Annotated in this window: 26 protein-coding genes; 10 read left to right on the top strand and 16 right to left on the bottom strand. The window is 38.5% G+C overall.

Going from position 1 to position 26966, the window contains the following annotated elements:
* The first annotated feature begins 56 nt into the window (after positions 1 to 56).
* On the top strand, positions 57 to 2336 hold the full coding sequence (fdhF, locus tag FZ949_RS07975) for a formate dehydrogenase subunit alpha (protein ID WP_316246166.1): 2280 nt from the start codon (positions 57 to 59) through the stop codon (positions 2334 to 2336).
* 147 nt (positions 2337 to 2483) lie between these two features.
* Here the strand turns inward: fdhF and cmoA are convergent, their stop codons facing one another.
* The 12 genes from cmoA to FZ949_RS07915 all read right to left on the bottom strand — a co-directional run bounded on the left by cmoA (position 2484) and on the right by FZ949_RS07915 (position 14698).
* Complete coding sequence (cmoA, locus tag FZ949_RS07970) at positions 2484 to 3188, bottom strand: carboxy-S-adenosyl-L-methionine synthase CmoA (protein WP_103580226.1); 705 nt, start codon at positions 3186 to 3188, stop codon at positions 2484 to 2486.
* Positions 3185 to 4078: a bifunctional riboflavin kinase/FAD synthetase gene (locus tag FZ949_RS07965; RefSeq protein ID WP_103580227.1), complete on the bottom strand. Its 894-nt coding sequence runs from the start codon at positions 4076 to 4078 to the stop codon at positions 3185 to 3187. Before FZ949_RS07965 ends, cmoA begins: the two co-directional genes overlap by 4 nt.
* Positions 4044 to 4757, bottom strand: coding sequence for a 23S rRNA (cytidine-2'-O)-methyltransferase TlyA (gene tlyA, locus FZ949_RS07960; protein ID WP_103580228.1), 714 nt, complete (start codon positions 4755 to 4757; stop codon positions 4044 to 4046). The genes FZ949_RS07965 and tlyA overlap by 35 nt, the downstream gene beginning before the upstream one ends.
* Positions 4747 to 6690 (bottom strand): NAD-dependent DNA ligase LigA, encoded by a 1944-nt coding sequence (gene ligA / locus FZ949_RS07955; protein ID WP_148790325.1) that lies wholly within the window; start codon positions 6688 to 6690, stop codon positions 4747 to 4749. The genes tlyA and ligA overlap by 11 nt, the downstream gene beginning before the upstream one ends.
* A gap of 41 nt (positions 6691 to 6731) precedes the next feature.
* Complete coding sequence (gene ybiA, locus FZ949_RS07950; RefSeq protein ID WP_148790324.1) at positions 6732 to 7592, bottom strand: riboflavin biosynthesis intermediates N-glycosidase; 861 nt, start codon at positions 7590 to 7592, stop codon at positions 6732 to 6734.
* Between the two features lie 31 nt (positions 7593 to 7623).
* Complete coding sequence (gene folP / locus FZ949_RS07945) at positions 7624 to 8763, bottom strand: dihydropteroate synthase (RefSeq protein WP_107953818.1); 1140 nt, start codon at positions 8761 to 8763, stop codon at positions 7624 to 7626.
* On the bottom strand, positions 8760 to 9380 hold the full coding sequence (locus FZ949_RS07940; protein ID WP_107953817.1) for a DNA polymerase III subunit delta': 621 nt from the start codon (positions 9378 to 9380) through the stop codon (positions 8760 to 8762). Before FZ949_RS07940 ends, folP begins: the two co-directional genes overlap by 4 nt.
* Positions 9381 to 9923, bottom strand: coding sequence for a HobA family DNA replication regulator (locus FZ949_RS07935; protein ID WP_021091525.1), 543 nt, complete (start codon positions 9921 to 9923; stop codon positions 9381 to 9383). It abuts the gene before it with no gap.
* Entirely contained in the window at positions 9923 to 11125 is a 1203-nt protein-coding gene (locus FZ949_RS07930; protein ID WP_021091541.1) for an aspartate kinase, read from the bottom strand. The genes FZ949_RS07935 and FZ949_RS07930 overlap by 1 nt, the downstream gene beginning before the upstream one ends.
* Positions 11125 to 11589 (bottom strand): RNA pyrophosphohydrolase, encoded by a 465-nt coding sequence (locus FZ949_RS07925; protein ID WP_021091471.1) that lies wholly within the window; start codon positions 11587 to 11589, stop codon positions 11125 to 11127. The genes FZ949_RS07930 and FZ949_RS07925 overlap by 1 nt, the downstream gene beginning before the upstream one ends.
* 63 nt (positions 11590 to 11652) lie before the next feature.
* On the bottom strand, positions 11653 to 12750 hold the full coding sequence (locus tag FZ949_RS07920) for a PepSY-associated TM helix domain-containing protein (protein WP_148790323.1): 1098 nt from the start codon (positions 12748 to 12750) through the stop codon (positions 11653 to 11655).
* Between the two features lies 1 nt (position 12751).
* Positions 12752 to 14698, bottom strand: a complete 1947-nt coding sequence (locus tag FZ949_RS07915; RefSeq protein WP_148790322.1) for a TonB-dependent receptor domain-containing protein — start codon at positions 14696 to 14698, stop codon at positions 12752 to 12754.
* A gap of 106 nt (positions 14699 to 14804) precedes the next feature.
* Here FZ949_RS07915 and FZ949_RS07910 point away from each other — a divergent pair, with 106 nt between their 5' ends.
* The 6 genes from FZ949_RS07910 (at position 14805) to FZ949_RS07880 (ending at position 19825) form a co-directional block, all read left to right on the top strand.
* Positions 14805 to 15689 (top strand): AraC family transcriptional regulator, encoded by an 885-nt coding sequence (locus FZ949_RS07910; protein WP_103579906.1) that lies wholly within the window; start codon positions 14805 to 14807, stop codon positions 15687 to 15689.
* Positions 15690 to 15742: 53 nt separating this feature from the next.
* Positions 15743 to 16789 (top strand): radical SAM family heme chaperone HemW, encoded by a 1047-nt coding sequence (hemW, locus tag FZ949_RS07905; protein ID WP_103579907.1) that lies wholly within the window; start codon positions 15743 to 15745, stop codon positions 16787 to 16789.
* 67 nt (positions 16790 to 16856) lie between these two features.
* Positions 16857 to 17255 carry a Sec-independent protein translocase protein TatB gene (gene tatB / locus FZ949_RS07895; RefSeq protein ID WP_087577664.1) on the top strand — a complete coding sequence of 133 codons (399 nt, stop codon included), beginning with the start codon at positions 16857 to 16859 and terminating at the stop codon, positions 17253 to 17255.
* Positions 17255 to 18013 (top strand): twin-arginine translocase subunit TatC, encoded by a 759-nt coding sequence (gene tatC / locus FZ949_RS07890; RefSeq protein WP_103579908.1) that lies wholly within the window; start codon positions 17255 to 17257, stop codon positions 18011 to 18013. The genes tatB and tatC overlap by 1 nt, the downstream gene beginning before the upstream one ends.
* Positions 18006 to 19028 (top strand): tRNA preQ1(34) S-adenosylmethionine ribosyltransferase-isomerase QueA, encoded by a 1023-nt coding sequence (gene queA, locus FZ949_RS07885; protein WP_103579909.1) that lies wholly within the window; start codon positions 18006 to 18008, stop codon positions 19026 to 19028. The genes tatC and queA overlap by 8 nt, the downstream gene beginning before the upstream one ends.
* Complete coding sequence (locus FZ949_RS07880) at positions 19025 to 19825, top strand: hypothetical protein (protein WP_103579910.1); 801 nt, start codon at positions 19025 to 19027, stop codon at positions 19823 to 19825. The genes queA and FZ949_RS07880 overlap by 4 nt, the downstream gene beginning before the upstream one ends.
* A gap of 15 nt (positions 19826 to 19840) precedes the next feature.
* Here the strand turns inward: FZ949_RS07880 and ruvX are convergent, their stop codons facing one another.
* Genes ruvX through ilvC form a run of 4 tightly spaced genes read right to left on the bottom strand, consistent with a single transcriptional unit; the run spans position 19841 to position 23405 of the window.
* A complete protein-coding gene (gene ruvX / locus FZ949_RS07875; RefSeq protein WP_103579911.1) occupies positions 19841 to 20224 on the bottom strand; it encodes a Holliday junction resolvase RuvX in 384 nt (127 codons plus the stop codon).
* Positions 20221 to 20991: a DNA-processing protein DprA gene (locus FZ949_RS07870; RefSeq protein WP_103579912.1), complete on the bottom strand. Its 771-nt coding sequence runs from the start codon at positions 20989 to 20991 to the stop codon at positions 20221 to 20223. The genes ruvX and FZ949_RS07870 overlap by 4 nt, the downstream gene beginning before the upstream one ends.
* Positions 20988 to 22379: a divergent polysaccharide deacetylase family protein gene (locus FZ949_RS07865; protein ID WP_103579913.1), complete on the bottom strand. Its 1392-nt coding sequence runs from the start codon at positions 22377 to 22379 to the stop codon at positions 20988 to 20990. The genes FZ949_RS07870 and FZ949_RS07865 overlap by 4 nt, the downstream gene beginning before the upstream one ends.
* Before the next feature lie 3 nt (positions 22380 to 22382).
* Positions 22383 to 23405 (bottom strand): ketol-acid reductoisomerase, encoded by a 1023-nt coding sequence (gene ilvC, locus FZ949_RS07860; RefSeq protein WP_103579914.1) that lies wholly within the window; start codon positions 23403 to 23405, stop codon positions 22383 to 22385.
* A 142-nt stretch (positions 23406 to 23547) separates the two neighbouring features.
* On the opposite strand from ilvC, the gene FZ949_RS07855 reads away from it, so the two are divergent.
* The 3 genes from FZ949_RS07855 to FZ949_RS07845 form a co-directional block, all read left to right on the top strand.
* The gene (locus tag FZ949_RS07855) at positions 23548 to 24366 is read left to right on the top strand and encodes an HDOD domain-containing protein (RefSeq protein ID WP_021091523.1); all 819 of its coding nucleotides are present in this window, start codon (positions 23548 to 23550) and stop codon (positions 24364 to 24366) included.
* On the top strand, positions 24363 to 26282 hold the full coding sequence (locus tag FZ949_RS07850; RefSeq protein WP_103579916.1) for an RNB domain-containing ribonuclease: 1920 nt from the start codon (positions 24363 to 24365) through the stop codon (positions 26280 to 26282). The genes FZ949_RS07855 and FZ949_RS07850 overlap by 4 nt, the downstream gene beginning before the upstream one ends.
* Positions 26275 to 26966, top strand: a 692-nt coding sequence (locus FZ949_RS07845) for a hypothetical protein (RefSeq protein WP_262367793.1), incomplete at its 3' end; no start/stop codon positions are given. The genes FZ949_RS07850 and FZ949_RS07845, both read left to right, overlap by 8 nt.

Here is a 26966-nt window from a genome sequence, read left to right as displayed (position 1 = left end):
TGGCTAGTAATATTACTCATATAGAAATATGCAAATATTGCATAGTAAAGGAGAAAATGATGAAAGAAGGCAAAGTCATCTGTCCTTATTGTGGGACGGGCTGTCAGGTTACCTTGCATGTGGAAAATAACGTCGTTCGTACCGCAACTGGCGTTGAAGACAATCCAGTTAATCAAGGAAATTTATGTTTAAAAGGCTTTTACGGCTGGGACTATGTTGCAAGTCCAGATAGACTCACAAAACCACTCATTAGAAAGAAAAACGGTGTGTTTTCAAAAGATGGTGATTTTGAGGAATCCAGCTGGGACGAAGCACTTGACCTTGTTGTAGAAAAAATAAAAGAAGCCAAAGAGAAATATGGCCCTGACTCATTAGCAGGAAATTTCTCAGCACGCTGTACGCTTGAGGACAACTATGTCGCACAAAAGCTAATGCGCGCAGTAATTGGCACAAACAACGTCGACCACTGTGCTAGAATTTGACACGCTCCGACAGTAGCAGGACTTGCTAAAACAATCGGAAACGGAGCTGCCACAAATAGCTTTACAGAGATCGGAGTTTATAGTAACTGTATATTAATGATAGGCTCAAACCCAGAAAATGGCCACCCAATCGCAGCTATGCACATCCAAAGAGCGTTAAACCGTGGTGCAAAACTGATCGTTATTGACCCTATCAAGACTGAGTTTGCAAGTAGAGCCGACATCCACTTGCAGCTAGAGCCTGAGCACAACATCCCTGTTATCAACGCACTTCTTTACACTATCATCGAAGAAGGTCTTGTAAATGAAGAATTTGTAAGAGATCACACAATCGGCATTGAGTATGTCAAAGAAGCTGTAAAAGACTATGCTCCAGAGGTCGTGGCTAAATACACAAGGCTAAATCCAGAGGATATAAGAGCAGCTGCTAGAATGTACGCCACCACAAAGCCAGCTGTCATCACTCACGGCATGGGCGTAACTCACTTCAACCACGGCGTTGGCGGAGTTTGCGATGTGTCAAATTTATTCTTGATCACTGGTAATATCTGTGAGCTTGGCACAGGCGACTTGCCACTTAGAGGTCAAGAGAACGTTCAAGGATGCTGTGATATGGGCGTTTTGCCAAACATCTTCCCAAATCTTGGCTCGGTCACCGACCCAGAGCAAATAGCTTGGTTTGAAAAAATGTGGCACCTTGAGCCTGGATTTTTAAACTCAAAAATAGGTATCCACAAGACAGAGGTACCTGATGCAATACTTGATGGCAGAGTGCATTTTTTCTGGACTATCGGAGAAAACCCAGTCATCTCTGAGCCAAATACAAACCACTTCTTAAAAGGCATTGCAAATGTTGATTTCTACGTGGTTCAAGATCTATTTTTGACCGAAACTGCTCTAAAAGCTGACGTCGTACTTCCAGGTGTTGCAAGTAGCGAAAAAGAAGGCCTTTATACCAACGCAGAACGCCGTGTACAGCACAACGAAGCTGTTATCACACCTCCAGGTGATGCTAGACAAGACTGGTGGATCGTTTGTGAGATCGCACGCCGTTTGGGCGCAACTGAGGGCTTTAACTACAACTCACCAGAAGAAATTTGGGAAGAAGTAAGAAAATGCGACCCTAGACGCTATGGTGGCATGAGCTACTACCGCATCAAAAAATATCACGGACTTCACTGGCCATGCCCAACAGAAGATAGCATGGGCGGTCAAAGCTTGTATCTTGATAAGAAATTTTTCACACCTGATGGTAAAGGTCGCTTTGTGCCATGCCTATTTGTTGATAATGCCGATGAGATCGAGCCAGCAAAACTTGAATTTGCTAAAAAGATGAATATGTCGCCTGAGTATCCTATCATGGCTGGCTCAGTTGATGAAAAAACCGACGCTGAGTATCCGATACAGCTTCTAACTACTAGAAAAGTCTATCAATACACCGTTGGCACCATGACAAGGCGCTCTAAAGCGATCGAAGAAGGTGGCGACAGCATAGGACCTATCGCTGAGATGAGTCCGTCGCTTGCAGCAAGATATGGTATCAAGCAAGGTGACTTTATTAAAGCATGGAGTAGACACGGCTACATCGTCGTAAAAGCTGAGGTTACAGATATAGTTCCTGATGGTATCATACAGATGACTTTTCACTACTGGGAGAGCTCATGCAACGAGCTAACAAGCAGCGGTTGGGACTACATCAGTAAGACTCCGACATTTAAAGCAGCTATTCAGATCAAAAAGATCGATGAAGAAGAATTTTTACGAGTTCGCGAACTAAAACGCATAAAATTCCAAACTTCAAAGATCATCTACGACGACTTCCACCATCACGGAAACGCAGCGATAAATGAGTAAATTTAGCGGGAAATTCCCGCTAAATTTCTTTACTACCAAATTTCATAATCTAAAAATTTTGACATTGCGAAGCCAAAAATCTAAATTTTAACTTCACTATTTGTGGTTAAATTTTATATTTAAATACAAAAGCAGATATTTTTAAATTTATTTAAACGCCAAAAAGCTCATAAAATTTCCCCACTTAAATGTGCTCTCGACTCGCTTAAAGCCAGCATTTAGGGCTAAGCTTCTATTTTCTTCTTCGGTATATGGCACCAGCACATTTTCAAGTGCCTCTCTTTTTTGGGCGATCTCATAGCGTGAGTAGCCTTGTGCCTGCTTATAGTCTTCATAAATTTCTATGACACTTTTAGTAAGCTTTTTATCTTCAAAGATGATCTTTTCACTAAACAAAAAAACTCCATTTTCATTTAGTCCGTTATAAATTTTTTGCACTAGATCAGCCCTTTTTGGTGGTCTAATAAACTGCAAAGTGTAGTTTGCCAAAACAGCGTCAAAGCCCTCTAGCTCACACTCTAAAATATCATCTAAAATAAATTCTATATCAGCCCCATAAGCCTTTGCCTTGTTTTTTGCATTTGCTAGCATCGCCTCAGAGTTATCCACTCCACTTAGCACGAGGTCGTTTCTAAGGTTGTTTAGCAAAAGCAGGCTATTTGCCGTAGAGCAGCCAAGGTCGCATACACTTGCATCTTTTGGCAAAATTTTAGCTAGCAGTTTTGCGTTTAGATTTGAACTCACATCGTAAAACGGCACCGAGCGCGAGATCATATCGTCAAAAACGCTCGCCACAAAGTCATCAAACTCAAACTGCTTGCTTATAGGCTCTTTAAAAATTTCATCTCTCATATACCAGCTCCGTATCCGTCAAAGTATCTCATCGTCTCTCCAAGAAAGAGATCGCACACGCCAACACAAGCTCTAGCCTCGTTTATATCGCGCTTTATCTGCTCTTTTAGCTCGCTAAGATTATTAAATTTTTTATTATCTCTTAGGCGTTTTATGAAGCAAACGGCAACGTGTTTTGTTACTTTTGGCGCGACCTCGTCTAAGATGTGCGTCTCGACACTAAAATTTCCATCCGTACTGAGTCTATTGCCTATAAAAGTGACCGAGCCATAGGTGTATGAGCCCATCCTCGTTCTTGTCGCATAGACGCCCTCGCGCGGCAAAAGATAGCTTTTTATATCTAAATTTAGCGTGGCAACCAGCTCTTTTGCGCCGATACCCTGCCCTTTTATCACATTGCCCTCGATCGAGTACTCCCTGCCTATTAGCCTGTTTGCCTCTTCGATGTTGCCTTGGCGTATCAGCTCTCTGATGGATGAGCTATGCACGCCCATGCCGTCATAACAAACCTCATCAACGACCACTACCTCGCCATCAAAAATTCTTTTCAGATCGTGCTTATCCCACGCTCTATTTCTGCCAAATCTAAAATCAAAGCCAACAACGATCTTTTTTAAATTTTTAAAATCATGTTTTAGCAATGTGATAAATTCCTCACCGCTAAGCCCTTTAATGGTGTCAAAATAATACAAAAAGCAAGGATAGTTTGAGTACTCCGCTCGCTTTAGCTTTGGCGTGATGTTGGCTTTATTTTTATCGATCACGACAAGTCCGCCAAACTCGCCTAGCTGCTTTAAAAGCTGTTTGTGTCCTCTATGCACGCCGTCAAAATGCCCAATCGCAACGGCAGTGATATTATCTTTTGTTAAAAGCGTAGAAAAATTCGGCATTTCCCTCTTTCCCTTTTACTTCGCACTCTTTGCAAGCTATCATTTTAAATCCTAGGCCATTAGCCATCACTTCAAACCTCTTCATCGCTAAATTTATAGCTTTCATATCAGTGACGACGCCTTTTTTATTTCGTTTTACGCCGACGCCCACTTCAAATTGTGGCTTAAAAAGCGTGATGATGAGCGAATTCTCACTTGCTAGCCCGCCTATAGCTGGTAAAATTTCAGCCAAAGAGATAAAACTAACATCGCAGGTTATTAGATCAAATTTATCTTGCTCTTGCTTGGCAAACTCTCTTATATCGGTCTTTTCATAAATTTTTACTCGCTCATCGCTTCTTAGGCTAGCGTCAAGTTGATCAGTTCCAACATCCACACCAGTCACGCTTTTTACGCCACGCTCAAGCAAAATTTGCATAAATCCGCCAGTCGAGCTACCTATATCAAGCGCATTTTTGTCAGCTAGATCAAATTTCATTGCCCTCAAAAAGCTTTTCAGCTTAAGCGCCCCTCGCCCAACGTAAATTTCATCAAGTAGCGAAATTTTAGCCTCGCTAACCTCGCTTGAGACCTTAGTGCAAATCTCGCCATCTGCAAGCACTTTGCCAGATTTAATGAGCTCGCTCGCCTTGTTTCTACTGATGTTTAAAACGCTTGCGACGTAGTTATCAAACCTCAAGTTTTAGCCTCTCATATTCGCTCTCATCGATCACCAGCACGCCTAGCTCATTTGCTTTTTCAAGCTTGCTGCCAGCCTCCTCGCCAGCTAAGACGAAGTCCGTTTTTTTAGAAACTGAGCTTGAAACCTTTGCGCCAAAACTCTCAAGCTCAGCCTTTATCTCATCTCTTGGCCGGCTTAGCGTGCCGGTTATCACGACCGTTTTACCACTTAGCGCGTTTGAGATGCTCTGCGCCTGCGTTACGCTTGGCTGCACGATCTGACTAAGAGCTAAAATTTCGTCCCTATTTACCTCGGCAAAGTCTATCAAGCTATTTGCCATCTCCACGCCAAAGCCTTCAAGCGAGACAAGCTCTTCAAAACTAGTATCAAGCCAGCCCAGCCCAAAACTACTTGCTAGCTTTTTAGCTGCCACTTCGCCAATGTGCTCGCAGCCAAGCCCCGTGATGAAGCGCGCTAGCTCCGCACCTTTGCTAGCTTCGATAGCGTTTAAAAGATTATTTACCTTTTTCTCTTTAAAACCATCAAGCGCAATGAGATCATCAAATTTAAGGCCGTAAATGTCTTTTATGCAGGAAATCAGCCCCTTATCAAATAGCAAATTTACGATCGCATCGCCAAGGCCGTCTATATTTAGGCATTTTTTCGATGCGTAGTGAATTATTAAGCCAACTACTCTTGCCCTGCAGCTTAAATTTTGACACTTCAAAAATGCTCCCTCATCAAGCAAGTGCGAGCCGCAAACTGGACAAAATTTTGGCCTATCTATCGATTGCTCGCTGCCATCGCGCCTATCCTTATAAACCTTTGTGATCTTTGGTATGACATCGCCTGAACGGATAATGCCGATATAGTCGTTTTTCATAACTCCAAGGCGATCTATTTCATCAAAGTTATGAAGCGTGGCGGATTTTACATTAGCTCCATCGATATTTACCTCATCAAGCACACCAACAGGTGTTACTACGCCGCTTCTGCCAACCTGAAGCGCGACGTCTTTTAGCCTAGTCACCTTTTCAATGGCTGGAAATTTAAACGCCACCATAAATTTTGGAAATTTAACCGTATATCCTAGCTGCTCACAGCGCGCAAGGTCATTTACTCGTATCACCATGCCATCCATCATCACGCTCTTTGCCTCACGGCTGGCTAGTAGCTCGTTATACGCAGCCTCGAGCTCATCTTTTTTTAAAATTTTAAAAAAATCATCTCTTTCAAAACCAAGATCTCGCACAAATTTCATCACCTCGCTGTGATCTTTTAGCCCAAGGCTCTGCTCGCCCACACCCCAAGGTATGAAAAGTAGCTTTCTTTTTGCAGTGACTGCGCTATCAAGCTGTCTTAGGCTTCCGGCAGCTGCATTTCTAGGGTTTGAAAGCGGCGCCTCGCCATTTTTTGCGCGCTCTGCGTTTAGAAGCTCAAAGTCATCTTTTCTTATGACGACTTCGCCACGAATTTCAATGAGCCCTTTGTAGTTAATGCTCTTTAAAACAGAATTTATCGTCTTTGCATTTTGCGTCACATCTTCGCCAGTAACGCCATCGCCTCTGGTTATCGCCCTAACTAAAACGCCATTTTCGTAGAGTAAATTTAGGCTCGCTCCGTCAAATTTTGGTTCAGCAACAAAGGTTAAGTTCTCTTTATCGCCACGCTTTAGCCACGCATCAAGCTCGCCAAGGCTAAAGATATCCTCCATGCTCCACATGCGCTTTATGTGGCTTGCCTTGCTAAAGCCCTCTTTTACGCCTCCGCCCACTCGCTTAGTTGGCGAAAATAGCGAAATTTCACTGGGATTTGCCTGCTCGAAGGCTAAAACCGCATGATATAGCGCGTCATACTCCTCGTCGCTTGCAAGTGGCTCGTCCTCGTCGTAGTAGGCCTTAGCCCACACATTTAGCGTATCTACTGCTTTTTCATACTCTTGTTTTGTCATTTTTGCTCCAAATTTACACCGCATTTTATCTTAAACATACTTTATAAATGATCCAAATTTAGCTCTCTCGCGTCACATAAATGGACATTTTTATAGACCTTTGCTATCTCGTCTCTAGCCCTCATCAGCGCAAAGCCAAGTAAATTTTGCCCTCGCCACTTCATAGGATTTTGCGCATTTTCATCGCTTGCAGCCAAACCTATACCCCAAATTTTATCAACTGGGCTTGCCTCAACTAAAATTTTGCTCCCAGTTGAAAGTAAAAACTCACGCAAGGTGGCATTTTGGCTAAATTTTAGATAGCTCGCATTTAGCACGACGCAAAATTTGACCTCGTCCCAGACCTTAGCGTCAAAGCCTCGCACCTGCCTGCCAAGCGCCTTCATCTGCGCTGGATCTTTGGCGGATAAAATTTGCCCCAAAGCCTCTTTATCGCCAAAACACTCGGCTTTTTTAGCCATCATATATTGCTCGGCGCAAATGTATTTAGTTTCATCTTGCCAAAAACTAGAGCTATACCACTGACTAAGGCAGCTTGCGCTTAAATTTGCACTTTTTTGATGACCCCAAAATAGAAGAAATTTATCCGCCTTGCCAGCGTTATAGCGCTTTTTAAGCCACTTTAACTCATATCTAGGCTCACGCTCCCAAAGGTCCGTAACAAAATCACCATTGATAAAAAGCGTGCTCTCATCAGAGCCTAGCCTCTCATTCCAGTATCCGCGCCACGTTGAAGGCTCAGCAAATAGTTGCTGATATTCACGCTGCTCATCTTGGCTAAGTGTTTTTAGCCAGTCATTAAATTTAAACTTATAATCCTCGCCAGCGCCCATCCTCCAGCCGATAGAAAATGGATCCATACTTGGAAATTTGATCCAAGGTGGCGGAAGTAAATTTCTCATCTGGCCTCTTTTATCAAAATTTAGCCTCGTCCTACCAAAGTGTGGCTTGACTCATCGCCTCATGCATATTAAAAAGCTGCTTGTGCTCGGCCACATCGTGCGTCCTAATGATCTGAGCGCCGTTTTCGAAGGCCTTTAGATGCAGATAAAGTGAGCCTGGTAAGCGGTCTTTAACCTCGCTTGGACTGTAATGATTTATAACTGATTTGCGGCTGGCACCAACTAATAGCGGGCAGTCAAATTTTAAAAAATGTTCCAAATGCTTGATAAGCAATAAATTTTGTTCGGCCGTCTTACCAAAGCCAATACCGACATCAAGCACAAGCTTTTTAGCGCCAAGCTCCTTTGCTAGGGCTATCTTTTGCTCAAAAAAGTCCGCTATCTCGCCGATTAGGTCGTTATATTTTGGTGCGACCTGCATAGTCGCAGGATCGCCTTGCATATGCATCATGCAAAACTCAGCATCGTATTTTGCAGCAAGTGGGGCTAAATTTATATTTGCCGTGATGTCATTTATCATTTTAAAGCCATGATTTAGAGCAAATTCAAGGCAATAAGGATCAAAGCTATCAAGGCTAAATTTCGCCTTTTCGTGTAAATTTAGCTTGTAAATTTCCTCCACGATATCCTTTATGCGTCTAAATTCCTCTTCACGTCCGCAATACTGGCTCCCTGGCCTTGAGCTAACGCCACCAAGGTCGATATAGTCTGCACCCGCTTCTATCATGTATTCTATTTTTGAGATACCATTTTGCGTATTTATGCGGCTTTGCTCGTTAAAGCTATCTGTGTTTATGTTTGCAACGCCCATTATAAGAGGCTTTGTCGGCTTTATAAATTTTGTCTCTAAAAAGGCTGCTAAATTTTTAAGCCCAAAGTCTTGCAACTTCTCCTTTTTAGCTAGCTGCCTAAGCTGCGCATTCGTCGCCATTAGTAAGGCTTTGTTTAGACTCTGCTTACCTAAAATCGTATCACTATGCGTCACAAGCTCAGCTCCAACGCTTAGGGCGTCTTGCTTTAGGATATTTGCCGCTGGGGTTTTTATCTCATCTATAAATATAAAATTTATCTCGCTCTTTTCGCGCATGAGCTTCACACCAGCAGGGCTTGGCGAGATGGCTTTGCAAATTTCATCAAAGTTACTTTTGTTATTTATCTTATAAATTTTCAACGTCGTCCTTTTTGAAATATAGTAAGCAGTAGTGGCGTTAGCACGGCGTGAGATTTGGCGTTTAGATCGGCAAGCTTGATAAGCGAGAAAAAATAATCCATCTCATCGCCGCTAAATTTATACCCAGCATCAACCGCCTTTGTCACGATAACGCCAACAAGCTCTTTTAGCTCGTTTTTGCCAAATTTCTGAGCTTGTTCGTCTACGATCTTTTGATCGATAAAGCTTGTTAGCTCTTTTAAGCTAAGCGATTTTAAGTTTAGATCAAGAGTCATTTTTGGCTTTTTGGTGAGATTATTTTCTATGAGCATTCTTGATCTAATCGTTGGTAGAAGTAAATTTTTACTCTGCATTGCTATTATAAATTTGATATTTCTTGGAGGCTCTTCGATGATCTTTAAAAGTGCGTTTTGAGCTTCTGTCCTAAAAGAATTAGCATGTATTACTAAAATTTTTTCATCTTTTTCAGCAATGTATGCTTCTGCGATGACCTCCTTTGCATTTTCTAGCAAAAAATCATCGCTTATAAAAAATCTTAAATTATTAATGCCAAACTCATCTTCAAGCTTGGCTTTTAAACTTTCAAAATCGCTTGTAACGACGATTTTATTAAGCATTTAGAGTATCACCTTGGCAAAGAGCGCAGCATCGATGCTTTTATCAAAAATTTTGCAAAGACTTATTAGTTTAATGTCTAAATTTTCATCGCTTGAGCTAAGAGTAAAGCTATTTTGTGCCTGCTCGTCAAATAGCCACATATAACTATCCTCATCACTTTTGGCTAAATTCGCATATCTATCAAGGCTCTTTCCGATATAAAAAAACAAGTAACCGTTTGGAAAAGCAAGACTGAGCATATCTTTTAGAAGCTGTTTTTGCTCATTTGTCTCTATCTCATCAAGCGATGGATAAAGCGATCTTAGGCTAAAAAATGGCAAAAATGGCCTTATACTTTTTGAATGGTTCATCTTTTTTAAAAGATAAATTTCAAACCATCTTCGCTCTTCATCGCTTATAGTTATAAAAGCCCTTCCTTCAAGTAAAAATTTAAGCCTAGATGCGAGCAAAGGCGTCCATTCAACACGCCTTTCCTCCATCCAGCTCATCAAAGGGCCTTCGTCCCTAATAGCCTTTAACGTCCACTGAATAAAATCTTGCATTATTTATCTAGCTTATAAGCATCATGAAGTACGCGAACTGCTAGCTCACCATATTTTTGATCAACGATCATTGAAATTTTTATCTCGCTTGTTGAGATCATTTGGATATTTATCCCCTCTTTTGCAAGCGTTTCAAATGCCAAACATGCTACGCCACTATGGCTCTTCATGCCGACGCCAATAACTGAAACTTTTACGATCGCGTCATCAAATTCTATATGTTTTGCAGCTGAGAGCTTTTGCATAGTCTCTTTTGCTAGTTCAAGCTCATTTTGTGGCACTGTAAAGCCTAAATTTGTAGTGCCGTCATGTCCTACGTTTTGGATTATCATATCTACGTTTATGTTTTCATGAGCTAAAGCTGTAAAAATTTCTGCTGCGATGCCAGGTTTATCAACTACGCCCCTTAGAGTTACTCTTGCTTGATTTTTATCTAGTGCTATTCCGCTTACTAAAACTGCTTCCATATTGTCATCTTCCTTTGCTATTAATGTACCTTCGTTGTGATTAAAGCTACTTCTTGTAATGAGTTTTACATTTAGTTTTTTTGCTAGCTCGACTGAGCGATTTTGTAGTACCTTTGCGCCAGCAGAAGCGAGCTCTAGCATCTCATCATAGCTTATCTTCTCAAGTTTTTTTGCCTTTTTTTCTATCCTTGGATCTGTCGTATAAACGCCATCAACATCGGTAAAAATTTCGCATAGATCAGCATCAAGCGCCCCTGCTAATGCAACTGCACTAAGGTCACTACCGCCTCTACCAAGGGTTGTGATATTACCTTTTTCATCTATACCTTGAAAGCCAGCTACAACTACGATTTTGCCAGCTTTTAGCTCGGCTTTTAGCCTAGCAGTCTCTATCCTTTCGATCCTTGCTTTCGTATGAATATCATCAGTAATAATGCCTGCCATCGCACCTGTCATACCCACACATGCATAGCCTTTTGCATTAAGTGCGATCGTTAAAAGCGCAGTCGTTACTTGCTCTCCAGAGCTTAAAAGCATATCAGTGGCGACGCCATCTGGATGTTTTGAAAAATACTCACTATATTCAACCAATTGATTTGTAACTCCGCTCATCGCAGAAACTACCACAACTACGTCTGCACCGCTATTTTTTGTCTCAATGACTCTATTTGCCACAGCTTCGATGCGTTCAAGTGTTCCTACGCTAGTTCCGCCAAATTTTTGAACGATCAACATCAAAAATATCCTTTCTCTTTAAAATAACTCAAAACCTTTTCATAAATAGGCTTTTTAAAGTGATTTATTCCCTCTAAACTTCTACCAAAATCTACAAATTTATACTCGCTAAACTCTGGATGCTCTGTCTTTAAATTTATGCTGGCACCATTTTTAAGTCTAACCAAAAAATATTTTTGCGTCTGTCCATCAAATGGATAAAATTTCTTTGCCGCATTTGCTGGAAAGTCGTAGCTTAGCCACTGCGGATACTCATCTAAGATATCGATTTTATCAGTTCCGATCTCTTCTTTAAGCTCCCTTTTTAAGGCCTGCTTTGGACTCTCACCTTCGTCTATTCCGCCTTGAGGAAACTGCCAAATATCGTCCATATCCACCCTTTTTGCGACTAAAATTTCACATTTAAATGGATACAAGCTAGACAAAATAACAGCTGCCACATTTGGTCTGTATTTTTTTTGCATGATTTTTCCAAAAATTTTATTTGGGATAATAACTAAAAAGAGTTAAGAGATAGATAAATAAAACTACTTTTTACGCCGTTTGTAGTAAATCACACAGCCGCTAAAAAGTAGCACGCCAACTCCACAAGAAGCCATAAAAAAGATAAATTTTCCAGCCTCTTTGAATGTATATCCAGCGTGCAAATCAAGCATAAATTTATAAATTTCAAAAGATTTTGGCATGGTATTTTTTAAAATTTCTCCACTTGCCGTATCGACTACAAGCCTAACGCCATCACTCTCACTAGCGCCTTTTGGCAAGTAAAAGATCATAAATTTTACGCCATCTTTATTGAGGATAAAATTTAAAGCATCAAACTCATTTCCAAATTTTAAGGTAAAAATTTCATAAGCTTTATGAAGATTTTCTACCTTTTGCTTTTCATTTAGGCTAAAGCCATTTTTGCTAGTAAAATTTGGCTTTTTAAAGACCTTCTCTTCGCCACAAATTTGATTTATAACCTTAGCAAAGCTCTCATAAGAAAAGTATAGACCGCTAACACAGATAATAAGCAAAATGGCTCCCAAATAAAGCCCTAAAAATCCATGCAAGGAATATAAAAATGTAAATTTCTTTGCCTTTAGATTTAGCTTAAAGGCGCTAATAAATTTGCTTCTAAATCTCCAAAATTGTATCAACGCTCCAGTTAATAAAACCACAAGTAGTGCAAGCGTTGAAATCGCCACTATCTCGCTTGCAAATTTAGATAAATTTTCATTTTTAAATAGAGCTAGTCCTAGATTTTTATGTAAATTTAAAGCTAGCCCTATAAATTTTTCCACACTATTTTCAGAGACTACCTCGCCCGTATATGGATCTACAAAGAACGACTTAAACTCGCCACTCTCACTTGTGCCACTTACTACATAAGCTCTATTTGCCTCGCCTTTTATCTTTATATAACTAAGGTTAAAATTTGGCATGGTCTTACTAAAGACCTTTAAAATTTCATCTATTTTTAAAGCACTCTTATTAGTCGTTATATCTATCTCATCTTTACTAAAAACTTCAATTATCTCATCGTGATACGAAATAATCGCTCCACTAATTGAGATTATCAAAAGTGGCAAAGCAAAGATAAGAGCTAAAATTAAGTGAAATTTCCGCCAAATTTTAAACATTTTAAAACTTTAGATTAAAGCCAAGTTCGATCTTTTGCCCATCGGCTATTAAGATATCATATCCGTTTGATCTTGTCGTAAAAAACTCGTTAAAGAGATTATAAACGCTTAGGTTTAGGCTGAAATTTTTAGTTACATTGTAGTTTATGCCAAGATCCGCAATAACGTAAGCTCTCATATCATTAGCATAGTTAAAAGAGTTTTTAGTTCTACCATAGTAATTTATCTGTGACCAGAAATTTAGCCATCTATTTAGCTCGTAGTTCGCTCCAAATTTAAATGTATGAAGCGGATAGTTGTTTAAGGTTTTACCAGCTTCTGGTCCATCTTTTTGTTTTGATTTTGTATAAACATAGCTTTGATTTAGTCTAAGAGCATTTGTCACCTGCCACTCATTTGTTAGCTCAACTCCGTAAATTTCAGCCTTGCCGATATTTATACTCTCCCAAATACCATTTGGATAAATTTTACCTTTATGCATACAAACGCTGCCTCTTGAGCAGATAGGGTTATAGCTTAACATATCTTTAAAACTTGTGTAAAAGCCAGTTAAAGACGTTTCAAAACCTTCATTATTATTATAAACGCCACCAAATTCATAACTTACGCTTGTCTCTGGCTTAAGGCTGCTTCTACCAAGCTGTGCTCCGCGTCCTCCAGCAAATGGCAACGCAAGATCTTGTGTGCGTTGCTTGATATCGGGTGTTGCATAACCTGTACTAACTCCACCCTTTAAGGCGAAAAAGTCGTTTAAGCTATAGATGCCATAAATTCTTGGTGAAACGTGCGATCCATAGTTTTCATCGTAGTTATAACGAATACCAGTACTTAAGATAAAGTCTTTTGTAAGATGATAATCATCTTCGCCGTAAAGCGAAACATCATACCTTTTTACATTTGCCGCATCTGCTGTGGTAGCCTTTTCGTCAAGCTTTTCTTTTTTAGCGTTTAGTCCTAATGTAAAGGCATTATTATCGGTAAAATATGAGCCTTTTGTATCAAAATTTAGAGTCTTTAACGTCAAATTTTGTTGAGCTGTCTCTTTTAGCTTGCCATAAGATAAATAGCTTTGAAGCAAGATATTATCAGGCCTTGCTTCGTGGCTTAAATTTATCATATCTCCCTCTATTCTCTCGCTAGCAACCGAGTTAGTACCAGTTGATAGTGTTTTGCCTTTAGTTCTTTTATATTTCACATCGCTTCTTGCAAGCTCAAGCGTAAGATCATTATTTTCATTTGGCTTAAAAAATAGCTTTGCACCAAAATTTCTATCCTTTTGCTCTCTGATTGCATAAGAAATTTTATCTTCTGATTTATTTAAATTTTTACCATAAACAGAAACACTTAAAACATCATCAATTAGTCCGGAGTGCAAATAAAGGCTATTGTAAAGCTCGCCACTTATATTTTTATTTCTTGCAAATTTATAGCTTGAGCCAAGATTTGCACCAAATTCATTACTAAACTCATCTGTAATGATATTTATAACTCCACCAAGTGCATCGCTTCCATAAAGCGAGCTCATAGGTCCACGTATCACTTCAATACGGCTTATCGCACTTGCTGGCGGAATGAAACTATATGAGCCTCCAACACTTCTAAGTCCTTTATAGGCGTTATCGCCTGGTACTGGCATGCCATTTACTAGAATTTTAGTAAATCTTGGAGAGAATCCACGTATAGAAATTCCTCGTCTATTTGCCGCTGCGGGACTTGTCCCAAAAAGACTTGGGATATCTTTGGTCATGCTCTCGATATCTTTGTGATTTTTCTTTTCTAATGCCTCTTTGGTTATAACACTAAGCGTTGCTGGTGCGTCTTTGATATTTTGCTCAAATCCTGTCGCACTCACTACTTTAACCTCTGGTAGAACCTTATCTTCATTTGCAAAAAGCGGTAAATTTATAAAAATTGCCGCACAAATAGAAATTTTTAATGCACTTTTCACAAAAACTCCTTATAAAAATTTAATGCACATTTTACTAAAATTAAATAATCGTTATCAATATCATACGTAACGCTAAAGGGATTAAATTTAACGCTTGAGGGATAAAATGATAAATTTAGACAAAAAATATGGGACTAGCAAGATATCTCAAAAGGAAAAACAAGTGAGCGTAGAGTTTTTCAAGCAAAGTAGCGGTATCAGCTATCTAAAAAGTGAAATTTTATGTAATGGCAGGATAAAAAGAGATCGTCACAAGTCTAAAAAATATCTATTTTTAATGTTTAATGAGGATAAAAACGATCTTTGCTTTAAGCTTGATAGAAAAGAGTATATTTTAAACAAAGATGAATTTTGCATTGGGCTTGTTAATGACGATTTTAAAGGTGTCTTTGAGTATCAAAATAAATTTTATAAGACAAAAACACTACTTTTTGATGAAAGCTATGCAAACAAGCTTGAGATATTTGCTGGGCTTAGATTTGATGATAAATTTGAGCTTTTGAAATACAAAAAAGATTTAGCTCAAATTTGTGTTTTAAATGAACTTGATACGACAAATTTATATGAAGGCGCGATGAGAGAAATTTTTACTGAGTCAAAAATTTTAGAGCTTATTTATAAAAGTAAAATACAAAAAGAGAGCGAAATTTCACTTAGCAGCGATGAAGAAAAAACTCTTTTAAAGGCTAAAACGATCTTGTTAAGTCGCATGCAAAATCCTCCAAGCATCAAGGAGCTAGCCCATCTTTGTGGCACAAATGACTTTTGGCTAAAGAAAAATTTTAAGCTATTTTTCAAAGATACGATCTATCAGCTCTTAGCAAAAGAGCGCCTAAAGCTGGCTTTTACTCTTTTAGAGCAAAATGATATCAGCATAAAAGAAGCCGCAAGTATCGTAGGCTACGCAAATACTGCACATTTTGCAAAAATTTTTAAGATAAATTTTGGCTTTTTGCCAAGCAAACTCTTAAAGACCAAAAGCTACTTTTAAACTGCTATAAATGCCAAATTTCTTATAATCGCCAAAATTTTAAAGAGAGAAATTTGCAAGTTTATATTCATGTGCCATTTTGCGAAAGCAAATGTCCTTACTGTGCTTTTGGCTCAAGTGACGACGAATTTAACAAGGTTAGCGCATATTTTAAGGCACTTTGCTTTGATCTAAATTTTCAGCTACAAAGCCAAAACGTAAAAGAAATCTCAACCATCTTTTTTGGTGGCGGCACACCAAGCGCGGTAAATGCTAAATTTTATGATGAAATTTTTAGCATTTTAACGCCTCTTTGCACGCGAGAAACCGAGATCACACTTGAAGCAAACCCAAACTCAGCAAGTCTTACTTGGCTAAAGTATGTTAAAAATTTAGGCGCAAATCGCATAAGCTTTGGCGCTCAAAGTTTTTTTGAAGATAAGCTAAAATTTCTTGGGCGCATTCACAGCAGGGAGCAAATTTTTAAAGCAGTTGAAAATGCCCAGACAGCTGGCTTTAGCAATATAAATTTAGACCTCATCTACGACACCAAATTTGACACTAAAAAGCGCCTTTTGGCTGAAACTGAAAATTTAAAAAGTCTTGCTATCACGCATCTAAGCGCCTACTCGCTCACTCTTGAAGAAAACACCCCATTTGCTGGTAAAAAAAGTTATAAAAAAGATAGCGACAGCCTGGCTAAATTTATGATAGAACAAATTGGGCTTGCTGGCTTTAAGCAGTATGAAATTTCAAATTTCGGGCAAATTTGTAAGCACAATCTTGGCTACTGGCAGGGCAAAAACTACCTTGGCGTAGGTGCTTTTAGCGTAGGATTCGTGGACGGCACTAGATACTACGCCAAAAACGGCATAGATGCCTACATCGCCAAACCAACATATAGAGAAAAAGAAATTTTAAGCCAAAGCGAGCTTTTAAGAGAGCATATATTTTTAGGGCTTAGAAGCATAGTTGGCGTGGAGGCTGGACGCCTAAGTGAAGCTCAGATAAAAAGAGCAAATACACTTGTAGAAAATGAAAAACTGCTCTTTAAAAATGGTAAATTTTACAATCCAAATTTCTTACTAAGCGACGAGATCGCACTCTTTATCGAGGACTAAATTTATAAAATTTTGAGCAAAGTCAAGATAAAATACAAAGCTTAAATAAAATTTAATAGAGGCAAAAATGTTTGGAATGAGTTTTTCTGAAATCTTAGTTATCGCCATTATTGCAGTGTTAGTTTTAGGTCCTGACAAGCTGCCAAGCGCGATGGTTCAGATTGCAAAATTTCTAAAAATGTTTAAAAAAGGCATAAATGACGCAAAATCAACATTTGATCAAGAAATGAAGATAGCTGAGCTAAAAGAAGATGCTCAAAAATATAAAGAAAGCATAACTAAAAGTACGCAAAGTGTGCGTAAAAAGCTTACTTTTGAGGAGCTTGACGAAATCAAAAAAAGCGCAAATGATATCACTAACGATATACAAAATGTCGTAAGCGATACCAAAAAAACGGTAGAAAATATACAAAATCCAACAAATTTAGTTAAAGATGCGATCTTAAACGATAAAAAAGAGGCGTAATGTTTGAAGAGCTAAGACCCCATTTAATCGAACTCAGAAAGAGACTTTTTATAAGCATAGTAAGCGTTTTTGTCTGTTTTGGCATCTGCTTTACGTTTTGGAACCCACTGCTTGCATGGATGAGCGAACCGCTAAAACAGGTCTTGCCAGCTGGCTCAAATATCATATTTACTCAAATTCAAGAGCCATTTTTTACAGCGATGAAAGTTGCATTTTTTGCTGGTGTCGTGATCGCGCTACCTATCATTTTTTGGCAGTTTTGGCTATTTGTCGCCCCTGGGCTTTATGACAATGAAAAAAAATATGTGATCCCATTTGTCATCTCAGCTTCATTTATGTTTGCGTGCGGGGCGGCGTTTTGTTATTACGTGGTCATCCCACTTGGCTTTGCATTTTTGGTAAATTTTGGTGGCCAACTCTTTACGGCTTTACCAAGCATTGGCGAGTATGTTGGCTTTTTTGCAAAACTACTGATTGGCTTTGGAATTTCATTTGAGCTACCAGTCATTACATTTTTCTTAGCAAAGATCGGACTTGTCGATGACAAGATGCTAAAAGATTACTTCAGATACGCTGTTGTTATCATCTTTATCTTTGCAGCCATCGTTACACCACCTGATGTGATAAGTCAAGTCTTAATGGCGCTACCACTCATCGGACTTTATGGAATTTCAATAATCGTCGCCAAAAGAGCTAACAAGAGCGACGATGAAGACGAAAAAGAAGAACGAGACAGCGACGTAGCAAGCGATGAGTAACATAAACGACGTTTCAAGTTATGATTATTTTTTGCCAGAAGAGCTCATCGCGAAAGAGCCAATTTTGCCAAAAGAAGAGGCAAGATTGCTTGTCTATTTTAAAAATACAAAAGAGATAAAACACTACAAATTTAAAGATCTCTCCAGCCTCATCCCAGAGGATGCAGCGGTCATTTTTAATAACACAAAAGTTATCAAAGCTCGCATTTTAGGACAAAAAGAAAGCGGCGGGGCTTGCGAAGTGATGCTAAATCAGCCCATAGGCGAGAATAAATTTAGCGTCTATATAAGAGGTAAAGTAAGCGCTGGTAGCGTTTTAAATTTTCCTGATAATCTAAAAGTCAATGTGCTTGAGCTAAATGACGATGGCACAAGAGTGGTAAATTTTACGCAAAATGGCGTTTTGCTTGATAACGTTCGCCTTTTTAGTGAGCTTGAAAAAATCGGCCACGTTCCACTTCCTCCGTATATAAAAAGAGCCGATACAAAGGATGATGAGAGCTGGTATCAAAGCATATTTGCCAAAAATAGTGGCGCTGTGGCAGCTCCGACAGCTAGCCTTCACATAAGTGAGCAAATGTTAGAGCAGATAAAAACAAAGCATGAAGTCGCCTACATTACGCTTCATGTTGGCGCTGGGACATTTAAAGGTGTGGAGTGCCAAAATATAAATGACCACAAAATGCACTCAGAATTTTACGAGCTAAGCGAGCAAGCTCAAGAGATTATAAATTCTAATAAACCAATCCTTGGCGTTGGCACGACGGTTACTAGATGCGTTGAAGAATTTGCAAGAAGCAAGCAAGCAAGCGGCTTTTGCAAGCTCTTTTTAAACCTAAATAATAAACCAATTAGGCAAAACTACCTTCTTACAAATTTTCATCTACCAAAATCGACTCTAATAATGCTAGTTACTAGCTTCATAGGGCTTGAAGAGACGATGAGAATTTATAAAACGGCAGTTGATGAAAAGTATAGATTTTACTCATACGGCGACGGGATGTTGATAATATGAAAGATAAGCCTATCGATATCATAAACAGAATGGAAATTTTTCTTAGTACTATATACCAAGATGCGCAAGATACTAAAAATTCCATCATTTTTAGCTACGATCCAAGTTATCCAAGGCTTTTAAAATTTGATGCTACAAATCTTATAAAAACACTTGAAAATATTTGCAAATTTTTCCTTTACTCTACCGAATATGCAGACATTTACATTCTCTTTCAACTTAAAAATTATAGTCCCAAATCTGTGCATTTTGACATTAAGATAAAATCTAGCCATAGCGTAATGAGGCCAAGTCACTACTACCTCAGCAAGATAAATAACTATCTAAAAAAAGCAAATGAATCTATGATCTCTCATAATGATGGAGAATTTTTAATATCTTTTAGCGCGGCACTAACAGGCGATAGAGCCATCCAAAAACAAATAAATATCAAAAATCAAACAAATACAAATATCTTGATCGCTTGCGATGACGATGCTTTGTTTGACACCATTAGTGCTCAGATAAATTTTTTAGGTCTAAAAGTTATCGGCAAAAACGACCTTAGCAATCTAATGAGACACATAAAAGATTCTATTTTTACCCCATTTGTTATTTTTATTGATAGTAAAATTTTAAAAAATGAAGCGATGTTAGAAGATATACTTGAGTTTAAAAATATTAAAAATTTTCGTATTGTAGCCATTTGTAAAAACGATGAGTCAGCTAACGATCTGCCAAATCATGTCACAGTATTAAAGCAGCCTTTTAGCACAGATAGCTTTCAGTTAGCTTTTAAAAATTCGCTCGAAAAATAGACCGATTTTTACTTTTTAATTTATCCCAAGATATCTTTTTAAAATAATAGTGGCTGAAATGCTATCTAGCCTACCATCTCGCCTTGTATTGGTGTAAATTTCACTAGCTTCACTGCTGCTAAAGGCCTCATCTTGATAGACAATATTTGCCTTTACATCAAGAAGTGAGACAAAATGCTCGATGCGTCTTCTCATCTCATCTTCGCTACTACCGCCAATTGGCACACCCACTACTAGCGTATCTGGGGCATATTCATTTACCTTTTGGCTCACATCTCTTGCGGCTTGGTTTCTATTTTTTCTAAGCACTGGCTCAAGCGGTGTCACGATCTCGCCAAAACCAAAGGCAAGTCCTATTCGCTTTAGCCCAACATCGATCGCCATAAATTTCTCTCTCATAGCAAGCTCTTTACTCTTAGATTTGAAATTTCAACCAACCCTTCAAGCTCGTACTCATAGATGATATCGCCAAATTTTGCCAAAACTTCATCAAGACTTACACCATTTTTACAAAATTTTAAGATCTCGTCACTAGTCTTTTCTTGCTCTTTTATCTCGCCAAAAAGTGAAGCAAATTTATGATAGTCATCAATAAGCTCAGCTTTTTTATTTGCAAGCAAAAAATTTGTCCCATCGCTTTCGCCCATGCGCTGTGGCAGTACATAAACTGGAATTTTAAGCTCATTTGCAAGCCTTGCACTTTGCATAGAGCCACTTTTAAGATCAGCTTGAGCGACGACTAAAGCTTCGCAAAGCCCAACAACTATGCGATTTCGCTCCAAAAATCTATAAGCAAGTGGTGGCTCGCCTTCGTCATACTCACTAAGAGCCAAGGCTTTGGTATAAATTTCATTTATCGCCACTTTATTTTGGCTTGGATAGATGGTCTCAAGTCCGCTCGCAAAAATGCCAATTGTTCGTGGCATAGCAGCTTTATGAGCCGCGATATCAACGCCGATTGCTCCACCACTTACCACACAGACGTTTGCACTTTTTAGTGCTGCGCAAAGTGCTGTGACGCACTCTTTTGTATAAACACTTGCCTTTCTTGAGCCAACAACTGCGATCTTTGGCAAAGATAAAAGTGAAGTATCTCCGATAAAATTTAGCTGTTTTGGTGGATTTTTTAGTCTTTTTAATGGCTCTGGGATAAAGTCAAGTCTCATAAAATATCTTTTAGATAAACCACATCAACATCTTTTAAAAGATTATTTTTGCTCTCTTTTATTACTGTGATCGTATTTTTCTTTGGATGCCCGATAGCGATCGCATAGCCTCTTTTTTTAGCCAAATTTACAGCAGCCACAAGCTCACGTCTAACAGCACTAGCCGATGGATCGTCGTCTAAAAATATATCTCTTGAAATGTATGGCTGATTATGTTTTTTTGCAGCTCTTGCGACTGCGGTTTGGGCGATAGTTTTGCTATCAACAAAGACAAAACCCTGCTCTATCAGCGCCCTATAAGCCTTATCCATAGCATCAAAATCGCTTGTAAAGCGCGATCCTGTGTGGTTGTTTGTATATTTTGCACGCGGGAAGTCTTTGCGTATCTTTTTTATCTTTTCGTGCATGCTCTCAAAACTCTCGTTGATAGTAAGAGTTCCTATCTCTGGGCTATCAAAGTGCTTTGCTTGCATCGGAAGATGTATCATATAAAACTCAAATGTTCTTGCGATATTTGGCGTATCTGGATGAGTCTTTGTCGCTGGAAAAATAGACGGCGTAATTTTTAAGCCAAGCGACTTTATCATACTTGCATGTTCAAATGTCGCTACATCATCTATTACGATAACGAGCTTTGCGCGCCCTTTTATGCTAGCGTTTGGCGTAAAAGGTACCGCTTCAAAGCTATCTTTTTTTATATTTTTTTCTTCATATTTTGTTTTTTCTATCTTTTTGGTAGTTAAAATTTCAGCTTTTTTAGCTGACTCGACTTTTATATTCTCGCTTTTAAATTTCTCTTTTTTTTCTATTTCAGTGCTTTTATTTTGATCGACTTTTACTTCAAAATTTTGAGATTTTAACTCGGTTTTTTGTTCGATTTTTGAGCTATAAAATGGCTCTATCTTTTGTTCATTTTCTATTACACTAGGCTCTGTATTTTTATAACTTGCAAGTAAATTTTTAGTATCGTTTTGCTCTTTTTTTATCTCTTCTTTCTTGGCTTCACTCTTTACTTCAGCTATCTTTTTTTGCTCTTTTGGCTCAACTTTTGAATTTAAAGCAAGCTCACTTTTATGCTTGGGATCGGTAAAAATTTTACTTAAATTTTCATCTTCATCAAATTTTAGAGGATACTTTCTCTTTTCGTACTCTTGTTTTTTCTCTTTACTGGCAACCTTTGGCTCAGCTTTTTTAGAAATTTGCTTCTCTATCTTTGGCTCATTTGCTTTGCTTATCTGTTCTGCACTATTATTTTTTATACTAAGGGCTACGCTAAGTGCTATTATCAAAATAGTCGCGATAATGCCGATACCAAGATAGGTTTTATTGTGAGAGCGACCTGCACTCTTTTTTGTAGGTCGCTTCTTTGCAGTCTTTTTTTCGCTCAAGGCTTAGTTTTTATTTTGATCTATAAGTTTGCCGTTAGTTATCCAAGGCATCATCGCGCGGAGTTTTTTGCCAGTTTGATTTAGCAAACTTCTCTCAGCTATACCGCGCTCAGCGTTCATTCTAACATATCCTGCTTTTCTCTCTAGGATAAAGTCTTTTGCAAATTTGCCATTTTGAATCTCTTTTAAAACTTCTTTCATAGCTTTTCTGCTCTCTTCGCCAACTACTCTTACGCCGCTTACGTAATCGCCGTATTCAGCTGTGTTTGAGATAGAGTAGCGCATATCAGCCATGCCACCTTGATACATCAAATCAACGATTAGTTTTAGCTCGTGCAAGCATTCAAAATAGGCCATCTCAGGCTCATATCCAGCCTCTACAAGCGTATCAAAACCAGCATTTACTAGCGCGCAAAGACCACCACAAAGTACTGCTTGTTCACCAAACAAATCTGTTTCAGTTTCATCTTTAAATGTTGTCTCAATAATGCCGGTTCTACCGCCACCTATACCGCAAGCATAGCTTAGAGCGATCTCTTTAGCCTTTCCACTTGCATTTTGCTCAACAGCGATAAGATCAGGTATGCCACCACCTCTTACGAATTCGCTTCTAACTGTGTGTCCTGGTGCTTTTGGAGCGATCATAATGACGTCTATATTTGCTGGGGCTTTGATTTGACCAAAATACACATTAAATCCATGTCCAAAAGCGATAGCAGCGTAATCTTTTAAATTTGGCTCGATCTCGTTTTTATAAATTTCTGCTTGAAGCTCATCTGGGGTTAAAATCATAACCACATCAGCGCCTTTTGTAGCTTCGCTTACGGTTTTTACCTCAAAGCCTTTTGCCTCAGCCTTTGCCCAGCTTTTGCCACCTTTTGAAAGACCAATCACAATGCTTACACCATTATCTCTTAAATTTTCAGCATGTGCATGACCTTGTGAGCCAAAGCCAATGATTGCTACTTTTTTACTTTGAATAAGGCTTAAATCGCAGTCTTTATCATAATAAACATTTATAGCCATTGTTACTCCTATTATTAAAATTTGGCAAAATTATAACTTTAGCCAGCAAAAATTCGGCTGAAATATATAGAAACTCTTTTTAAGTTTTATGATAATTTATTTTGATAAAATACGCTGAAATTTCAAAAAAAGAGATAACTCAATGAATGAATCAGTTTTTAAAAAAATCAAAGCACTTCCACCATTAGATGACACAGTTATACAAATTCAACGCTTACATGCGGACGAAAATAGCTCAATAAGTGATCTTACAAAAGTGGTCGAAAAGGATCCGATGCTAACGGCAAATATCTTGCGTTCAGCAAACTCTCCACTTTATGGGTTTTCTCAAGAGATCACAACTATAGCAAGAGCTATTTCTCTTTTTGGTATGGCTACTATTCGAGGTTTTGCGCTTTCAAGTACGATTAAAAAGAGCTTTTCTATAAATTTAGAGCCTTATGGCATTACTACACAAGATTTTTTAAATATCTCGATAATACAAAATGCACTAATGTACAATTGGCATTCTAAAGTTAATCCTAAAAGCTTAGAAATTCTCTCTCCAGCTTCATTTATGCTTGAGATTGGCAAGATAGTTCTTGCTCATGAATTAGCTGAAAATAAGCAAGACGTCGAATTTAGAGAAAAACTTAAAAATATATCTAGCCCAATCGATCTTGCCCTATTTGAAACAGAAATTTTAGATATGTCAAATGAAGAAGTTACAGCTAAAATTTTTGAACAATGGAACCTTGAGACAGAGCTTAGTAGTTCAATACTCTATTCAAATAATCCAGAAGAGGCACCTGATCATATAAAAGATTACGCAAAAGCCCTAAAAGTGATAAAAACAGCTGTAAATATTTTTAATCAACTTGATGATATAAGCATACAAAATACCCTACCTCTTCTTGACGAATACGGCTTTGGACATGATACGTTTTTAATGGCTGTCGCTAAAGTCAAAGATAATTTGTGAAAGAATTTCTAACATCACTACTAGTTGGCATCAAGGAAAAAGAAGTTTCAAACGAAGATAAAGAGATTTTACGAAATCTCTTAAATCTTGGTGCCGTAAGCTCCCATAAAGATAAATTTTACCTAAACAATGGCTACGTCTGTGGCAAGCTAGACATCAGTCAAAACGCAACTGGCTTTATCATGCCATTTGATAAACGCTTCAAGCAAGACATCATCGTAGAAAATAAAAATTTAAACAATTCTCACCTTGGCGATATCGTACTTGCAAAACTTTTGCCACTTAAGAAAAAACGCCAGAGTGCTAAAATAGTGATGAGTCTAAAGCTTGCAAATGAGACAAGTGTGGTCTACACAAAACGCTTTGGGGCGGCCATTTTAGGGGTAAATTTAAAAACAGGGCTAAGCACGACCTTAAAAGCGACTCAAAAAAGCCTAAAGATGCTCCCACTTGGGACGCTGCTTAAGGTAAACAACCTAAATAACGAAATAGTCGAGGTTTTAGGAAATTTAGAAGATCCATTAAGCGATGAGAAAATTTCGCTTGCTATTTATAATAAAAATGATAAATTTAGTGAGGCCTGCGAGCTTGAGGCAAAGGCTTTTGGCGACGAAGTAGACGCTAGCATGTATCCAAACAGAGTTGATCTAAGAAATTTAGAGTTTTGTACGATCGATCCAGTCGATGCCAAAGACTTTGATGATGCCATATATTTCGATGAGAAAAAGCGTGAAATTTACGTCGCAATCGCTGATGTAAGCGAGTATGTGACTGCTTATAGCGCCATTGATAGTGAAGCTAAAAAAAGAGGCTTTTCGATCTACTTTCCGCACATCTCAGTACCGATGTTGCCACGCGCGCTTAGTGAAAATATCTGCTCGCTAAAACCAAACGTGCCTCGCCTTGCATTTTGTTTTAAAATTTCACTTGATGCGAATAATGAGGTAAAAAAAGAGGAGCTTTTTGAAGCGATCATCCTTTCAAAAAGGCGCTTTAACTACGACGAGATCGATGAAATTTTAGAAGGCAAAAGAGAGTGTGAAATTTCATGGATCAAGCCACTTTTTAAACTCACCACAAAGCTTCGCAAAAAAAGGCTTTTGCACGCATTTGACTTTAGGACAAAAGAGCTTAGAATGAGCCTTGATGAAGAGGGTCAAATTTTACAAACTAGATTTGAAAGTGACTCCGACTCACATAGACTTGTAGAGGACTGCATGCTTTTAGCAAATAAAGCCGCCGCAAAGCTCATCACAAAGGGTGTTTTTAGAAACCACGCTTCGCCTGATTTTAAAAAGATAGATACCTTGCTTGAAGATTTGCAACTTTTGGGGCTTGACTTTACCTACGAGAGCGACCTTGCAAATTTGATAAAAAAGATCCAAATAAAAGCCGATGAACTGGGCAACCGCGAGGAGATAGATAAACTCATCATCAAGTCTCAAAAAAAAGCTGAGTACTCAAGTGAAAATTTAGGTCACTTTGGGCTTGGATTTGATAGATACACGCACTTTACAAGCCCTATTAGACGCTATTCTGATCTCATTTTACACAGACTTTTAAAGGCTAAAATTTCAAAAGATGAGAAGCTTTACAACTTTTTGCTTTTAAACATCCAAAGCACCTGCGCAACCTTAAGCGAACTTGAAAGAGAAGCTGACAAGGTAGCCTACGACTTTATGGATAGGAAATTTGCACGCTGGGCGGCCGCAAACATCGGCAAAGAGGTGCGCTGCTATGTGAGCGAAAACCAAAATGTCTTGGTTGCTAAGCTTGATGATTATTTTGTTGGAGCTAGGATTTTTATAACTGGATACAGCGCAAATTTACTTCAAAAGCTCGTTGTAAAGATCACAGAGGCCGATATCGCAAGCGCTAAAATTTTTGCAAAAGTGGTAAGAAAGATCGATGTATAGAAAAGATTTGGAGCTAAATTTAGCAAATGCAAATTTAAGCAACTATTTCTTGCTTTTTGGAGCGGATGAGTTTCAGATCGAACTTTTTGGCAAAGAAATTTTGAGCTTTTACTCAAGCGAAGACGCAAATTTATTAAGCCTTTATTTTGACGAGTACAACTACGCGCAAGCAAGCTCTCACCTAAGCGAGCAGTCGCTTTTTGGAGGTAAAAATATCCTTTATATAAAAAGCGACAAAAAGATCCCAGCAAAAGAGCTAAAAGAGCTCATCTCGCTTTGTTCAAAAAGCCAGGACAACTACTTTTTGTTTGAGCTTTATGAGTCCGATATGAAACTAGTTTTTGATACGCAAAAGGCTTTTGGGACAAATTTTGCCAGATTTTTCAAGCCCTCAACTCCAGATGAAGCGATAAATTTACTAGCTAAAAACTCAGCTAAAATAGGCCTAAACATAACCAAAAACGCACTTTATGAGCTTTATTTTACGCATAATGAAAATTTATACCTTGCAGCAAGCGAGCTAACAAAGTTAAAGAGCCTAAACACACACATTGAACAAGATGATGTGAAAAGGTTGGTTTTTGGGCTTGGTGGGATAAATTTTGATGATTTTTTTAACAAATTTATGGCCCTAAAAGACATAAAAAACGATTTTTTTACCTATCTAGAAGATCCAAATTTTAA

Source organism: Campylobacter concisus, assembly GCF_902460545.1.
Lineage (GTDB): Bacteria > Campylobacterota > Campylobacteria > Campylobacterales > Campylobacteraceae > Campylobacter_A > Campylobacter_A concisus_AE.
The sequence above is the reverse complement of the archived record's forward strand: the minus strand, read 5'-3'. Positions and strand labels throughout refer to the sequence as shown.